Genomic DNA, 16,912 nt, shown 5'->3' on the forward strand with positions numbered 1-16,912 from the left:
AAAATACTAAACCAAAAAAGCATGAATAGTGTGTGGTTGGATCTGCCACTCGCGGCGGATATTACCAGTCTTGGTAAGTTTAACCCGTTAGCGATCGCTTTCTTTTTTCTCTTTGTTGTAAGTTCTTTAGGCATTACCTATTGGGCGGCAAAGCTTACCAAAAATACTGCCCACTTCTACACAGCTGGCGGCAAAATCAGTGGTTTCCAAAATGGGCTAGCCCTAGCAGGAGACTTTATGAGTGCAGCTAGCTTTTTAGGTATCGCTGGGCTGGTGGCACTCAACGGTTTTGACGGCTTAATTTATTCAATTGGCTTTTTGGTAGGCTGGCCGATTGTGATGTTTTTGATTGCGGAACCACTACGTAACTTAGGCAAATATACCTTTGCTGATGTGGTGGCTTATCGCTTACAACAAAAACCTGTACGCATCGCATCTGCAATTGGAACCCTAGCAGTGATTAGCTTTTACTTAATTGCCCAGATGGTAGGGGCTGGGGAGCTAATTAAACTGCTGTTTGGCTTTGATTATGAATTAGCCGTGGTCATCGTCGGTTGTGTGATGATGGCTTATGTGATTTTTGGCGGGATGATTGCCACCACTTGGGTGCAAATTATTAAAGCAGTTCTGTTGCTTGGCGGAACAATCTTGCTAGCTATCTTAGTATTAGCACGATTTGGTTTTAACCCACTTGCTCTTTTCGCCGCCGCCGCAGATAAATATACAGGTGTATTAGCTCCAGGTAAACAGGTTTCCGATCCCTTTGATGCTATCTCCTTGGGGATGTCGTTAATGTTTGGCACTGCCGGATTACCCCACATCTTGATGCGTTTCTACACAGTACCGGACGCTAAAGCAGCGCGGCTCTCTGTTACTTATGCTACAGCTATTATTGGCGTTTTTTATCTCCTTACCTTCATCCTGGGCTTTGGAGCGATGGTGCTGGTAGGGCAAGATGCCATCAAGCAAATTGGGACTGGTGGTAACATGGCTGCACCGATGTTGGCAGAATTCCTCGGTGGCGATGCTTTCTTAGGCTTTATTGCTGCTGTTTCCTTTGCAACGATTTTGGCGGTTGTAGCGGGGTTGACACTCTCAGGAGCGGCTGCACTGTCTCATGATTTGTGGGTGAACGTGGTGCGATCTGGTCATGCTGACGAGTCAGAACAACTGAAGGTAGCTCGCGGTGCGACAATGGCTTTGGGGTTAGTAGCGATATTTCTAGGTATTTTATTTAAAGGGCAAAACGTCGCTTATATGGTAGGTTTAGCATTTGCGATCGCAGCTAGTGCTAACTTCCCAGCGTTGCTACTATCAATGCTTTGGCGGCGTTTCACTACTAACGGGGCGGTTGCGAGTATGTTAGTCGGAACTTTCTCCTCGTTACTGCTGATTTATTTATCACCTACTATTCAGGTGACAATTCTCAAGCACGCTTCTGCACCTTTCCCACTCAAAAATCCGGGATTAGTCACTATTCCCCTAGCATTTATTGTGGCGATTGGCGTTTCCCTATTGACTACTGAACAACAAGCACAGGAAAAATTTGCAGAAGTTGAGGATCGCATTCACATTGGTTCTGGGATGTGATTTTGTCATTGGGCATTGCGAATGGGGAATGGGGAATTGGGAATTGCTTATTTCCCCCCTGCTCCTCTGCTCCTCTGCCCCTCTGCCCCCCTACCCCCTCTGCCTACTGTCCAAGTTCTTTGATGTTTTTCATCACTTGTTCATATAAATCGTTGTTACCCTGACTTTGAAAAATGTTTGCTGCTTGTTGTAAGTCCTTGAGTGCCCCTTCTTTATCTCCATTAGTGGCGCGGGCGTTTCCTCGATTATTGTAGGCAGGGGCAAAGTTAGGGTTGAGGCGGATGGCTTGATTGTAATCTGCGATCGCACCCTGTGGATCTCCATTGGCAGCACGGGCATTGCCTCGGTTATTATAGGCGATCGCGTATTTGGGATTAAGACGAATAGCTTGACCGAGATCGTCTATTGCCCCTTTTCTATCTCCATTGGCGGTGCGGGCATTTCCTCGGTTATTGTAGGCTTCGGCATAGTTGGGATTCAGGCGAATTGCTTCACTGTAATCTTTAACTGCTTCTCTGTTACCTCCTAGCGAGGCGCGGGCATTCCCCAGGTTATTGTAAGCTTCAGCGTCGTTAGGGTTGATGCGGAGGGCTTGATTGTAATCTGCGATCGCTTTTTCTTTGTCTCCCAAATCAAAGTAGGCTAATCCCCGCCCGTTGTAAGCAGCGCCATATTGAGAGTTTTGCTCAATTGCTTTACTATAGGAAGCGATCGCAGCTTGTAAATCACCGTTTAAATGCTGATTCTTTCCCTGAAGATAGAATTCCCCACCTCTGGCTGCTGTCGCTGAACGACGGTTAGGTGTATTAACTCCTATTTCTGTCACCAATACACTCTCATTCTTGCTACAAGAAACACTGCTAATTGCTGTCAATGTAGTAAAAATAATTATGGTAAATACTTGATTTACTTTTGTTCGCTTTTGCCTAAATAAATGCCATCTCATAATTTAATATTAACTGTCATAACACCTGAACACACTTAGTAGCAAAATCTAGATTTTAATTCTTTAAGTCAATAGTCATTTTAACTTTTGATAGACGTTTAAACTCAATTAACAAATTTATCAGATATTCAATATATTTATCGAACAGAATTCAGGAGTTAGGAGTCAGAATGGGCTAAACGCCCCGCTAGCGCTAACAGCTTGGGTATTCTGTATGACTGGCGGATAGCGACGCTGAAAGCGAGTCCGCGATAGCGCAGCGTTAGCGAGTCTTGCCTACGGCACGCTGCGCGAACGAGCGTCGCGTCTTGATTTTGACTCCTGAATTCTGACTTCTGAAGTCTTTTTCAATTCATAGTTATATTAAATAAAAAATCTGAATTATAAAGTATAAAAATTATCAATACTAATTTTTGCTATTGTCATCTCTCTACTTCTCGACAATGCATTTATGAGCAGCAAGCTACTGTCGCTCATGTTTTTTACAATACTTTTTGAAAAAAATATATTGGAAATATTAAGATTTATTCTAAATAATCACTCCATAAATTCTGGCATTTGTAGCTTTATGGACAATTTACTCATCTTCTGTTTCATCTTGAGTTTTGGGAGTTAGCCGCCAAGAGGTAGTTTTTTCAATATCTACAGATAGTTGTTCCAGATTTGTCCCTAAATCTTTTTGGAGTTTCTGCGTTAGTGTGATAGGGAAATCCAAATCAATATCTTGGGTTTGGGCTAGCCTTGCCAATTCTGAAAAATTAGCTTTAACTGTAGTGCGATCGTAACTAGTCAGCTTATGATAAGAAGTTTCAGATATATTCTGAGCTTGCATAGCTTTTTTCATGCGTTCTTGCAAATGCTCAAATTCTGAATTCAACAACTTGTATTGTTGCTCAATTTGTGAATATCTAGTACTTAGTGATATTAAATCTTCTGTGGCAGGTTCCGGGCTAGCTTGGGCTTGTAAACCTAACAAATTTAAGTGGATTTGAGCAAGATAAATACAATCTAAGTAAGCATACTCTATCTGTTCTTCAGTTAGGGGGCGTTTTGCCCAATCGCTTGTTTGTTCTTGTTTGTCGATATTATTAAAGCTACAAAGTGCGGTAGCTATGGTTTTGAGTTGGTAATTAGGTAATGGCAAGAGATAGTAGGGAATTTTTTTTGCCATTTCCAGAGTGCAAGTAATATTTTTGGCTTTCTTGTTACTGAGAAATTTTAGATCGTAACTGGCATTGTGAAAAACTTTTTCAATAGCTGAATTCATCATAATTTTTTCAATAAATTCAGCTATAATATCAGGCTTATCTAGGACATCTAAAAGGTAGACGCGATCGCCACTCATATCTTGAGGATCGTCTAATACCTGAATCAGCGATAGTCTAGGATTACGACTTTTATAGTCGGCTACTTCTGTATCTATCCACAGCGTTTTTGCGTTGGTATATTCAGCAACAATGGCACTAATTTCGCTGACGGAAGTAAGGTATGGCATTGGCTAATATTCCCTGATATTTAAGGCATTGTAAATAAGCCATAGTTTTCTAAAGTAACATTTTGTTGGTAATTTTGCTGGCATGGAATTGCAAAAACGCTGATCTTTTGAGTTGCATAAGCGTAGACATCGCCAAACTGACTTAAATCTGATAAAATGAGTCACTAGTATAAGGCTGCATAGTCTATCATTCAAAAAGCTCCTCAGCATCTACATGAAATTCATAGGAGCTTCAGACCGTATGCAGACTTATCCTAATTAGCAACCGTCAAGAAAATTGAGTTGGCGCTTCTCAAAAATGGCTGCAAAATCTTAGCCTCAAGAATTGTCCAAGCTTCAATTTTCAGTAGCCTGAGTTATTGCTTAGGCACTTTTGCTACTTCACATTTAATTGCTTTTTAACATCTGCTCCTCACCATGACACACAAATTAATTGCTTCCAGTAATCAATTCGGAGATAGATAATGAAAAAGCTAATTCTATTACTAGTTAGTAGCATTTTGGTAGTTGGTACTTTTGGCTGCCAAGAGGCTCCTAAAACTGGTTCGGAAACTCCTAGCACTACTAATGAAGCTGCTCAAGTACCAGCAAAACCAGCTTCTGTGACAAATGAAACTGCCAAACTTCCAGCAATACAAACAACTCCTTTAGCAGCTGGCACAGATACTAAAGTTAAAACCAGTTCTGAAAAAACGGCAGCAACAAAAGTTAAGAGCGATTTAAAAACTGAAGTTAGCACCAAGTTGAATAAAGGCTTACCAGGCAATAAGTTACAAGTTGAAAACAAAGAGGGTGAAATCATCCTCAAAGGCACAGCGACTTCTGCTGAAGAACTTAAGAAGGCTGAAACCTTGGCTAAAGAAGTTCAAGGTGTGAAGACGGTGAAGATAGAAGCAAAAGTTGAAGCTGTGAAAAAGCCATAAAAGAATAACTGAATCTTTCAGTTAACATCGGCATCAAAGCCAAACAGGACTTACATCTGCGTAAGTCCTGTTTTTGAGAATAAAGTTGCACTCTGAGGAATACCCACTATCAAAGCTTGGCGAAATGCTCCCGTAACAAGTCGTGTTTGAAGCGATAGCGCCCACCAACTTGGATGATAAACCCTCGTTCAGCCGCATAGCCAAGGAAGTTGGCATAGTTCCAGGGAATAGAGCCATTACGCCAGAGAATAAAGCGCAGAATACAATGTTGGATGACAGAAAGACCTCCAAAATTAAATCCAAGTGCCAAACCTAAAACAAGGCCAATAATCAGAATTTCGATTGCTTCAAACCTTATTCCTCGAATTAGCCTAATCTGTATATTAGTCATGGTCAAAATAGGAAAAGTAATCATGGCAATAATTAAACCATTTTTGGCAGATTTCCAAATACCTTGGTTGGGAATTGTTCTGTTTTTTATATCAGCTTCTAGCCCATTAATTAGCCCCATAATCAGGCCAACAATCAGCCCAATAATCAATCCAGAAATCAGGTTACTAATTATAATACCAGTAATCAGCCCAAAAATCAGCCCAGTAATCAGCCCAATAATTAGCCAAAAAATCAGCAATTCAATTATTTTTTTCCAATTATCTTTTATTTTTAACCAAGATATTTGGAAGGCCTCTTGAGGTTCTATACTTTTATCATCCAGCCCAGTAATCAGCCCAAGAATCAGCCCAATAATCAGCCCAAAAATCAGCCCAAAAATCAGCCAAGTAATCAGCCCAAGAATCAGCCCAGTAATCAGCCCAATAATCAGCCCATATAGGAATTTTGATAAAAAATTATCTAATAAATGAGGCTGCATTTTTTCAATTAAAAACTCTGTCTGCTTATTATCTTTTAGCTTCTTAGCCAACCACACTAACCAAAACTTAGTATTTTCTTTACTTGGCTCTTTTCCTACTTTATATAACTTGCTTGGTTGTGTCTCATCTAACTTAACTTTGATATAAGCATCGAATAAATCATCAAGATAAGACTGACAACAGGCTTCAGGAGAACTGAAGTTTTGCAATTTTCTAGCTGGGGCTTGTTTATAAGCCTCTACCATAAACTTCAACAGCAGAGGCGACTGTGCTAACTCCAATAAATCAGGGTTGCTTTTAATTCCATTCCACAAATATGAACGATTTGCAAGACTAAAATATACTTCAATCTGAGATTGGTTTAACGGTTGGACACATACTGCATTCAGCCGCAGCAGTGTATTACCACTATCGTATTCTTGGGAGCGACAGCAAACAACTAAATGGAGCGGTTGAGGCTCTTGATTGATAAAATTATTAATAGCATGAATACACTCTACTTGATCTTCTTTCAATTCATCTAAACCATCAAAAAAAGGCAAAATTTGATTAGTATTGAGCCATTCTTTAGCAATATCTTCAGAGATGCTATATTGATATTTGAGTTGCTCTACTAGCCAATCAGTAATTTTTTGTTTCTTTTGCCAGTTAGTTAGTTCAAACACCACCGGGATAGGTTTATTTTCATCGACTTCAGCAGTCGCGATCAATTCCTTTGCCAGTTGCAGAAGCAATGTTGTTTTGCCTGAACCTGGTGTACCCAAAATTAATAACTTACCTTCTTCTTGACTAAAAATATCAACAATTTTTGTTTCTGGAGGCAAAGGAGTATTTTGTCCATTGCTTATCCAAGATAAAAAAGGTTTAATTACAGTTAATAGGGGATTGACTTGTTTGTTTTGATTCACTGCCTGGGGAAGTGGTGACTGATTCCCTAGTTGTTCTATATTAAGGGGAATGAAAACTGTGTTGTTGTACAACAATTTTTCTAGCCGTTCCTCAATATCCCCTTTTAAAACCCTTAAAAACTTACCTCGTGAATCTTTGAGTAATTGGGGAGTAACTCTGTTAATAGGTCTTTGTGTCCCACTGTTGCTATTATTCTGAATTAGCCAGCTTAAATAAGCAAACAGCACCGACATCATGAAAGCTAGCAGCCAGATTACATAATTTGGAATTACATCTTTCCATTTATATCTGTCTGATAGTTCATTGAGAAGCAAACTCAGACAATTATTAACGAGTACAGTCAGCAAAGCAATAATAAATAGCCAGATTAGCTGCGAGTTACGTGGCTGCATATTTACAACATAAGCACTAGTTAATTAATATACATTATTAATTAAGTCCAGTCTTTACTCAACTTTCCTCCTTTCTCTGCGTCTCTTGCCTCGTGCGGTTTGATAATCCCTAATTTTCCGCTACCCTCTTGCGAATTTTTAATTACTTGATACACTTGTTCTTCATTAGCCCAGTTAACCAGCGCCTATGGTTCATATCAAGCGCGTGGAACTTACCAACTTCAAATCCTTCGGCGGTACTACCTCAGTCCCTTTGCTGCCGGGGTGTACTGTCATATCTGGGCCAAATGGTTCGGGTAAATCTAACATTCTCGATGCACTGCTATTTTGCCTCGGACTCTCCAGTTCTAAGGGAATGCGAGCCGATCGCTTGCCAGATTTGGTAAATAACACCCAAACATCTAAAGGACGGGCTTCTATTGAAGCTAGCGTCACTGTAACGTTTGATTTGTCGGGGGAGGATATCTTACCCAAAACCGCAAAGGTGCAAAGTGAAGAAGATGTAGAGACAGTTGAGGAAGCAGAGGAAGAAAATCCAAAATCCGAAGTCCAAAATTCCAAATCAGCAGAGTGGAGTGTCACTAGAAGGCTGCGTGTCACTCACCAAGGAAGTTACACGTCAAATTACTATATCAATGGTGTCTCTTGCACCCTGACGGAATTACATGAGGAATTAAGTAACCTGCGGGTTTATCCTGAAGGCTACAACGTTGTGCTGCAAGGAGATGTCACCAGCATTATCTCGATGAATGCGCGGGAACGGCGAGAAATTATTGATGAATTGGCAGGAGTGGCGGCGTTCGATCGCAAAATCATTCAAGCCAAATCAACTTTAGATGAGGTTAAGGAAAAAGAAGACAGCTGTCGGATTATTGAGACAGAATTAACTGCACAACGCGATCGCCTTTCCCAAGATCGGGCAAAAGCTGAGAAATATCAAAAACTCCGCACAGAATTTTTAGCGAAACAATCTTGGGAAGCTGTACTATCATGGCGATCGCTACAAGCACAACAAGAAAAGTTAGTTCACGAAATTCAAACAGGCGATCGCAATTCTAGTGAACTCTCAACCCAACTCACAAATCTAAATTCCGAAATCGTCCAAAAAACTGCTGAACTCGAACAACTCAATGCCCATGTCAAAGCATTGGGAGAAGATAAACTTTTGGCAGTACAATCTACCCTCGCCACCCAAGAAGCAGAACGAAAACAACTCCAGCGTCAGCTAACAGAATTAGAAACAGCTTCCCAAGAAACCGCCAAACGTCTGCTTCAAACTCAGCAAGAAATTCAAAAACACCGTCATTCCCTAGAAGAAATTGCCGAAACCCAAATTGTAGAGACGCGATTCATCGCGTCTTCTTCACAACAAAGAAACGAAGCGCATCAAGCCTTAGAAACCTCCCGCGAAGCCGCCGCCGAAATCGCCTCAGCTTCCGAAGCGTGGGTGCAGCAACAAACGGCATTCAACCGTCAAATTGAAACTCTGCTGCAAACTCTCGAACCCCAACGCACAGAAAAAGCACAACTAACAGAACGCAATAATCAGTTACAGCAATTAATTTCAGAGCAAACCCAGCTAATTGAACGCGACGAACCCCTATTAGCCCAAAAACAAACTGAATGTAGTCAAATTGAAACAGAATTTAACACCTCTAGCGAACCCATCCAAAATTTAGCCCAAAATCTCTCAGCCACAGAACAAGAATTACAAATCCAACAGGAAACCCAAAAGCGGTTACTTTCTGAACAACGGGAAAAACAACGCCAATTGGATAAAATAGAGGCGCAAACGCAAGCACAGCAAGAAGTCCAAGGAACCCAAGCGAGCAAAGTTATTTTACAATCGGGAATGCCTGGACTTTGTGGCTTAGTTGTGCAGTTAGGAAAAGTGGAACCCCGCCATCAGCTAGCTTTAGAAATGGCTGCCGGTGGACGCTTGGGACATATTGTGGTAGAAGATGATGGTGTAGCCGCCGCCGGGATTGAACTGCTCAAACAGAAGCGTGCTGGGAGAGCGACTTTTTTACCACTTAATAAAATTCACGCTCCTAAATTTACTCAAGATGCAACCCTGCGTTTTGCCAGTGGCTTCGTTAACTATGCTGTTAATTTAGTTGATTGCGATCGCCGTTACAAAGATGTATTCAGCTATGTTTTCGGTAACACAGTCGTATTTTCCAGCCTGGAGACGGCGCGGAAAAATTTAGGATTGTATCGCATCGTTACTTTAGACGGTGAGTTGTTAGAAACTAGCGGTGCAATGACTGGTGGTAGCAACACCCAACGTTCAGCCTTGCGGTTTGGTACTGGTGAAGCGGCGGAATCTGATGAAGCGATCGCTTTAAGAAGTCGTTTGGTGGATATCGAACGAGTTTTAGAGCGTTGTACAGAAGCGATCGCAACTTTGTCAGCCAGAACCAAAAAACTCACCCAAGAACTCGCAGAAGCGCGTCAGGCGCGGCGCGAACAGCAGTTGCAATTGGAACAGTTGCAGAAAGACATTAAGAATTTAACAGCGCAATTAGAGGGGACGCGATCGCAACTCGCCCAAAACACCGAAAAATTAGCCACCGCTCAATCCCGATTAGAAATCTTAGATCGGGAATTACCGGGGCAAGAAACTCGATTGCAACAATTGCGACACGCTTTAGCCGAGTTAGAAGCATCCCAAACCCCCAGTGAATGGCAACAAATCCAGGCGACAATTAAAACTCAAGAGCAACAATTACAACAACGCGAGACAACATTACGCGAAGCCGAACAAAGATTAAAAAATTTGGAAAATCAGCAACAGCGATCGCAAGAAAAAATCCAAGAAGCAGAAACCCGCATCACCGAATACGAAACCCAACAAACCTCTTGTAGAGACGCGATTCATCGCGTCTTGAGCCAAATCACAACGATAGACGACCAAATCACCCAAACCCGTTTATCGTTAAGTCAAATGGAGCAAAATTTAGGAGAAGAAAAACAAAAACGCGACGCAACAGAACAGGAAGTGCGATCGCACCTTTTACGCCAACAACAATTGCAATGGGAAATCGAAAAACTCAAAGAAACCCAAGAGAAGCGGCGGGAAGAACTAATTGCACTGCAAAGCCAGTTACGGGATGTGGGAGCAGAATTACCAAATCCCTTGCCAGAGGTTCCAGATAAGGTAGATTTAGAAGAATTGCAAAAAGAATTGCGATCGCTTACCAAACGCTTACAGGCAATGGAACCTGTTAATATGCTGGCGTTGGAAGAATACGAACGCACTCAAAACCGTCTCCAAGAACTGACGCAAAAATTAGAGACACTAGAAGGGGAACGCACCGAATTACTTTTGCGGATTGAAAACTTTACTACATTACGGCAACTTGCCTTTAAAGAGGCTTTCGATGCTGTTAACGAAAACTTTCAATCAATTTTTGCCATTCTTTCCGACGGCGACGGCTTTTTACAACTCGAAAATCCCGAAGATCCCTTTAGCAGTGGACTAAATTTAGTCGCTCACCCCAAAGGTAAACCCGTACAGCGCCTAGCTTCCATGTCTGGGGGAGAAAAATCACTTACAGCCTTGAGCTTTATCTTTGCCCTCCAACGCTACCGCCCATCGCCCTTTTACGCCTTTGATGAAGTGGATATGTTCTTAGATGGGGCAAACGTAGAACGATTAGCTAAAATGATTAAGCAACAGTCGCAACAAGCGCAATTTATAGTTGTGAGTTTGCGTCGTCCGATGATAGAATCAGCCGAACGCACAATTGGCGTTACTCAAGCACGAGGAGCTTACACTCAAGTTTTGGGGATTAAATTACAATCATCCAATACATCTGCTTGAGTTTTTGTTAATAATAGTGTATAGACAAACCGGATTCGAGATCAGGACTCGGTATAGAATGACCTCCGAACAGATAATTAGACGTTCCGATATATTAAACACTCAGGTGATCACCCGCGACAACGGCAAGCGGCTAGGCATCATCAGTCAAGTCTGGGTTGATATTGATCAACGAGAGGTAGTGGCTCTTGGTTTGCGAGACAGCCTGATCTCCATTTCGGGCATACCGCGCTATATGTACCTCAACAACATCAGCCAGATCGGTGATGTTATCTTAGTTGATAACGAAGATGTCATTGAAGATATCGAAGTTGAATCTCTCAGCAATCTGATTAACTGGGAAGTAATTACAGAAACAGGTGAAGTACTAGGTAAAGTTCGGGGCTTCAAATTCAACGGCGAAACCGGGAAGCTTAACTCCATAGTCATCGCTTCTTTAGGATTGCCCCAAATTCCCGATCAATTTTTGAGTACTTACGAGTTCTCAGTAGATGAAATTGTCAGTACTGGCCCCAATCGGTTGATTGTGTTTGAAGGAGCCGAAGAACGGGTGAATCAGTTGACAACTGGTTTACTAGAGCGTTTGGGTATCGGCAAAGCACCGTGGGAGAGGGATGCAGAAGAAGACTACGGCTATACTCCACCACGCCAAGTTGCACCAGCTAATCAACTGCCTAGTGGAGTGCCATTGCAGCCACCGAGACAAAAAGTTCGCGCCCCCGAACCTGTAGCGCGGGAAGAGGAATGGACAGAAGACTATGTGGAAGAAGAAAGGCCACAGCGTCAGGTAATGAAGGCGCGGCAGTATGAATCTATTCAATACGAAGAAGATGAGGAAGAAGATAACTGGAGTGAAGCAACAGGTAGCGACAAGTATCAACAACCTCAGCCGCTAAAGTATGAAGCCAAGCCTTATAGCAAGCCTTATGTTGATGAATACGATGATTATGACGACGTAGACGGCGATGCTTGGGAAGATGAGCCGAAGCCTGTGAATATTCCTAAGAAAGTTAAGGAAAGACAGCCAGAATACGAAGAAGAAGGCGGATATTAATTCGTAATTCGTAATTCGTAATTCGTAATTCAACCGGAAAATTAGGAAGTATTTTAAGATTAATTCAGCCTTTTCCTTACTTACAAGGAGAGGGCTAATTTTTTAGCGAGGTTCGAGCCAGTTTTCTACTTTTATAGCAAGGGACTGGGCAATACGTTTCGGATAAGCATTAGACTTCTTGCAAAAGTCGGGAAAAGGGGAAGGGGGAAGGGGGAAAGGTTTGTTATTTTCCCTTTCCCCTTTAACCTTTTCCCTTTCCCCAGAAAAGTGCTTTTTGCACTTTTGCAAGAGGTCTATTTTTCATTTTCCTTGTGGTTTGGGGAATGGGTTTGCGGGTAAAGGGTAAAGGATGTATTCAAAACCTTTCCCCTTCCCCTTTAACCAAACCGTATTGGGGGACTATCTAAAATTAGTTCAAGTTTTTCTAAGTAGGTAGTCTGAAAGATGCGACGCGATCGCTAGATTGAGCCACTTACTCGTGCCAGTGGATTATCAATCAATCACAGTATCCGCAGGTAGAAACTCTTTGAGCGCTTCGGCCTCAGCAGCTTTCGCTACTGCAAGAGAAAGGGGTACTGAACTGGCGATCGCAAATAACTGTTCTAGTTGACTCAAACCTGTCAAGCTACCACATAATAATACTTGGTCGCCGACTTGCAAATCCATGCCACCATCGGGATAGCGGATAAATTTACCATCTCGCCGGATCGCCTGTATCTGTACTCCAAATTGCTTGCTATCTAAATCTGCAAGGGTTTTTCCTAGTGTCGGCGCATCTGCATTGACTGTAACCCACTGGCAGGCACTATTTTCTCCAGGAACCGCCGCCTGTCCCTTAGCGAATTCTGCTAAAGCTGCTAATTCTTCATCTGCTCCCACTACTAAGAGGCGATCGCCTGTTTCCAATTTGGTTTGATTCTTGGGATAATCGATTTCATCGCCGTTAGCGCGGCGAATCGCCATCAAACTCGCTCCTGTTAAGTAGCGCATATCTGCTTCTTCTATAGTCATGCCAATTAAAGGCGAATAATCCGGCAGAGGATACCAGCGCTGATTTAGATCGCGAGTCGCTTGACGTAAATCACGAGCAACTTCAGTTGCAGAACGTTCTGGCCGAAAATCTAAATAATGATCGTTGCGGATTTGCTGCATTTCCTTTTGGACTACATCGGGCGACAACAAGCCTAAGCTAGTTAATAAATGAGTTGCCATTTCTAAGCTGGCTTCAAACTCTGGTTGCACAACTTCTTTGGCTCCCAATTGATACAGCACTTCAATATTTTTATCCTGGGTAGCACGGACAACCAAATCTAATTCTGGGCGCAATTCCAGAGCGCGTTTTAAGCAAAGACGGGTACTTATGGGATCGGGGAGTGCGATCGCCATTCCTTTGGCATGATTCACGCCCGCGGTTTCCAGAACATGTAAACTGACGCAATTGCCATAAACATAAGACACCCCAGCCTCACGTAACTGCTGAATTCTCCTCTCTGATTGGTCAATTACCACCACAGGTAAATCATGTTGCAGCAACAACTTCACCAAATTCTTGCCGACTCGCCCATAGCCACAGACTACTACATGGTCTTTAAAGGGCAAATCTTCTGATACATCGAGCGCTTCTTGTTCTTCTAAGTACGGTTTCAACCAAGGCATTGATTCGGCAAGGTTAAATAAAAATGGCACTAACCGCAATACAAAGGGAGTCAGCATGAGAGTAACTGCGGTGGTTCCCAAAATTAATAAGTATACCTGGCGGGACACCAACCCTAAAGATTGCCCCTCACTAGCCAGAACAAAGGAAAATTCTCCAATTTGTGCCAGTCCCAAACCGGCGATTATGGCTGTTTTTAAAGGGTAGCGGAATAGTTTCACTAAGGGGGTGACAATCAAAAATTTACCTACGAAAACTAGCGCCACCAACCCTAAAATCAATTCTAGGTTGTTCCACAAAAACACTGGGTCAATTAACATCCCAATGGCGGCAAAAAATAAACTGGCAAAGATATCTCGCAGAGGTTCCACATAAGTCAGGGTTTGATCGGCGTACTCCACCTCAGAAATCATCAAACCCGCGACAAATGCCCCCATTTCAATGGACAGCCCCAAATGCTCTGTCAACAGGGCAATGCCCAAACATAAGGCTACAACCCCTAATAAAAATAATTCTCGGCTTTCGGTACGGGCTAACAGTTGCAACAAAGGCGGTATTATCCACATCCCCGCAGCTACCGCACCAGCAGCAAATAAAGCAATCCACAGTAGCGCTGTCAGTACGGCGATGCCAATAGTTTCTGCTGGTTGGTTAAGGGCTGGTAAAACTGCTAACATCAATCCTAGTGCCAAGTCCTGTACTACCAAAATTCCCAGCATCACTTGTCCGTGAGGGGTTTCTGTTTCATTGCGTTCCATCAAGCACTTGAGGACAACCGCCGTGGAAGACAAGGAAAGAATGCAGCCCAAAAACATCCCCTTAGCGGGTAAAGCTCCCCAAGCCCCGCTTAAACCGCACACCACAACTGTTACCAAAATCGTTAAAGCAATCTGGAGTCCACCTCCACCAAGAGCGATCGCTTTTACTTTCTTGAGTTCCGCAAAGGAAAATTCCACACCCAAGGCGAATAACAAAAAGGCAACCCCAAACTGTGCCAGAGTCTCTACTTGAATAACTTCTTTAATCAATCCCAGTCCGGCTGGCCCGATAATCATCCCGCCGATGAGATAGCCTAGCAGCACGGGTTGTCGTAAAAGTGCTGCCAGCAGTCCGCCACAGGCTGCAACGCCCAAAACTAAAACTAAATCAACAATTAGCCTAAAATCTTCTTGCACCAGTTTTAAAAGAACTATTTATTAAGACCTATTAATTCAGCATACAAAGTTTTGGGCATTGGGCATTGGGCATTGGGCATTGGGCATTGTTCACAAATATTAAAGGTGGATTCATCCAGTTCAAATACTAAGTGTCAGGTACGTTATATCTGCCCCAATTGCGATCGCAAACAATTAGTTTGCAATACTTAATATTAGATAATCTAATAATTAGTATTTCATGATATTGTGTTGGTCAGTACATATTTTTTTGTATGCAATCGTGTAGACTCTATCTGCAAAGTAAAATTGCTACATAAATTTATGGTAGTTCGAGCGCCAAGCAGCAGCAACCTTATTGCTGTGCTATTAACCTAACTTACAGACAGTTTGGTTATTTCATTCCATGTAAAGCAACTGAAGCGTAAATTTAGTTGCTTTGAAAGCATTCAATTATTACATTTCAGTATTGAGTTAGCAGTAAATGCTAGCCAAAAGCTTTGTATGGAAAGATTTGAGTAATCTGCCATCAGAGTCTTTTTTTGCTGGATGTCAGTAGTTGAAAGTAAGCATATTGTTGTCTACTCATCAGACATTTGCCACGTAGCCATAATTTGACAAACAGTTAGGAAAAAGCCAAAGCCTTGCGATCGCACGCTGAGGTTACATAAAAAACCATTAGTTATACGCAAATCAGCAATCAACTATAGAAAAGAAAAAGCATGAGTACAACACGCAAGTTTCGTTTAGGTGCATTCATTCAAGCCACCGGTCATCATGTTTCCTCTTGGCGACACCCCGATGCACAAGCAGATGCTGGATTGAATTTCGAGCATTACAAGGAAATTACCCAGACTGCCCAACGCGGCTTGTTTGATGCAGTTTTTCTCGCAGATAGTCCAGGAGTCTGGGGTGGCTCTCCAGAAACTCAGTATCGTAACGGTAAAATTGCTCATTTCGAGCCGGTCACTCTCTTCTCGGCCTTGTCCTCCGTTACCCAAAATATCGGCTTCATTTCCACCGCTTCGACTACTTATGAAGAACCCTACACCCTAGCTCGGAAGTTTGCCTCTTTGGACTACTTGAGTAACGGCCGCGCGGGCTGGAATGTAGTGACCACAGGCAATGAGAACGCTGCCCGTAATTTCGGACTTGAGCATCACCCAGAACATAGCCAGCGTTATGAACGCGCCGAAGAATTTGTGGAAGTGGTGAAAGGACTGTGGGATAGCTGGGAAGATGATGCTTTCATCCGTGACAAAGAATCTGGTGTCTATTTCGACCCAGATAAACTGCATACACTCAACCACAAGGGCAAATATTTTTCTGTACAAGGCCCTTTGAACGTCGGTCGTCCGCCTCAAGGCTACCCCGTGATTGTTCAAGCTGGAGCCTCAGAATCGGGGCGGGACTTAGCTGCACGTACCGCCGAGGTGATTTTCACTGCCAATCAAACCCTAGCTGATGCCCAAGAATTTTATGCTGATGTCAAAGGGAGACTAGCACAATATGGGCGATCGCCAGACGATCTTAAAATTATGCCTGGTGCTTTCCCAATCATTGGCCGTACTGAAGCAGAAGCTCAAGAGAAGTACGAATTCCTGCAATCTTTGATTCATCCCGATGTCGCTTGGGGAATTTTAAAGAACTATTACAAAGGTGTGGATCTATCTAAATATTCTTTAGATGATGTGGCTCCTGAATTGCCTAGCGACACCAACACTAACAAAAGTCGTCTCAAACTAGTCAGAGATTTGGCGACTCGTAACACTCTCACACTGCGTCAGTTGTATCTCTCTCTTGCCACTGCACGAGGACATCGCACCATACTTGGTACTCCCGAAACCATTGCCGACCAGTTAGAAGAATGGTTCAACAACGGTGCAGCAGATGGCTTTAATATTATGCCGCCAATCCTCCCCACAGGATTAGATGAATTCGTTAACCTGGTTGTTCCGATCTTGCAAAAACGCGGATTGTTCCGTACCGAATACGAGGCCAGTACTTTGCGTGAAAATTTAGGGTTGCGTCGTCCAGTCAATCGTTTTGCTGCAAAACAAGTGGATAAGAGTCTTGTGTTGGCGTAAATAAATTTTT

9 protein-coding genes are annotated in these 16,912 nt (G+C 42.7%); 5 read left to right on the forward strand and 4 right to left on the reverse strand.

Going from position 1 to position 16,912, the window contains the following annotated elements; genetic code table 11:
* Positions 1–21 precede the first annotated feature (21 nt).
* Positions 22–1,590, forward strand: coding sequence for a sodium:solute symporter family transporter (locus RMZ41_RS06570; RefSeq protein ID WP_322640269.1), 1,569 nt, complete (start codon positions 22–24; stop codon positions 1,588–1,590).
* A gap of 103 nt (positions 1,591–1,693) precedes the next feature.
* On the opposite strand, the gene RMZ41_RS06575 is transcribed toward RMZ41_RS06570, so the two are convergent.
* The gene (locus RMZ41_RS06575; protein ID WP_322640268.1) at positions 1,694–2,536 is read right to left on the reverse strand and encodes a tetratricopeptide repeat protein; all 843 of its coding nucleotides are present in this window, start codon (positions 2,534–2,536) and stop codon (positions 1,694–1,696) included.
* A gap of 577 nt (positions 2,537–3,113) precedes the next feature.
* Positions 3,114–4,031 (reverse strand): ribonuclease D, encoded by a 918-nt coding sequence (locus RMZ41_RS06580; RefSeq protein ID WP_322640267.1) that lies wholly within the window; start codon positions 4,029–4,031, stop codon positions 3,114–3,116.
* Positions 4,032–4,495: 464 nt separating this feature from the next.
* Here RMZ41_RS06580 and RMZ41_RS06585 point away from each other — a divergent pair, with 464 nt between their 5' ends.
* A complete protein-coding gene (locus RMZ41_RS06585) occupies positions 4,496–4,954 on the forward strand; it encodes a BON domain-containing protein (RefSeq protein WP_322640266.1) in 459 nt (152 codons plus the stop codon).
* Positions 4,955–5,063: 109 nt separating this feature from the next.
* Here RMZ41_RS06585 and RMZ41_RS06590 read toward each other — a convergent pair whose 3' ends face one another.
* Positions 5,064–7,127: an NACHT domain-containing protein gene (locus tag RMZ41_RS06590; RefSeq protein WP_322640265.1), complete on the reverse strand. Its 2,064-nt coding sequence runs from the start codon at positions 7,125–7,127 to the stop codon at positions 5,064–5,066.
* Between the two features lie 187 nt (positions 7,128–7,314).
* On the opposite strand from RMZ41_RS06590, the gene smc reads away from it, so the two are divergent.
* Together smc and RMZ41_RS06600 are read left to right on the forward strand one after the other, a co-directional pair.
* Positions 7,315–10,953: a chromosome segregation protein SMC gene (smc, locus tag RMZ41_RS06595; protein WP_322640264.1), complete on the forward strand. Its 3,639-nt coding sequence runs from the start codon at positions 7,315–7,317 to the stop codon at positions 10,951–10,953.
* Between the two features lie 58 nt (positions 10,954–11,011).
* Positions 11,012–12,007 (forward strand): PRC-barrel domain-containing protein, encoded by a 996-nt coding sequence (locus RMZ41_RS06600; RefSeq protein ID WP_322640263.1) that lies wholly within the window; start codon positions 11,012–11,014, stop codon positions 12,005–12,007.
* 492 nt (positions 12,008–12,499) lie between these two features.
* Here the strand turns inward: RMZ41_RS06600 and RMZ41_RS06605 are convergent, their stop codons facing one another.
* Positions 12,500–14,836, reverse strand: coding sequence for a cation:proton antiporter (locus RMZ41_RS06605; protein WP_322640262.1), 2,337 nt, complete (start codon positions 14,834–14,836; stop codon positions 12,500–12,502).
* A 701-nt stretch (positions 14,837–15,537) separates the two neighbouring features.
* Here RMZ41_RS06605 and RMZ41_RS06610 point away from each other — a divergent pair.
* A complete protein-coding gene (locus RMZ41_RS06610) occupies positions 15,538–16,902 on the forward strand; it encodes an LLM class flavin-dependent oxidoreductase (protein WP_322640261.1) in 1,365 nt (454 codons plus the stop codon).
* Positions 16,903–16,912: the final 10 nt, after the last annotated feature.

This window comes from Nostoc sp. DedVER02, from assembly GCF_034530675.2.
Classification (GTDB): domain Bacteria; phylum Cyanobacteriota; class Cyanobacteriia; order Cyanobacteriales; family Nostocaceae; genus Nostoc.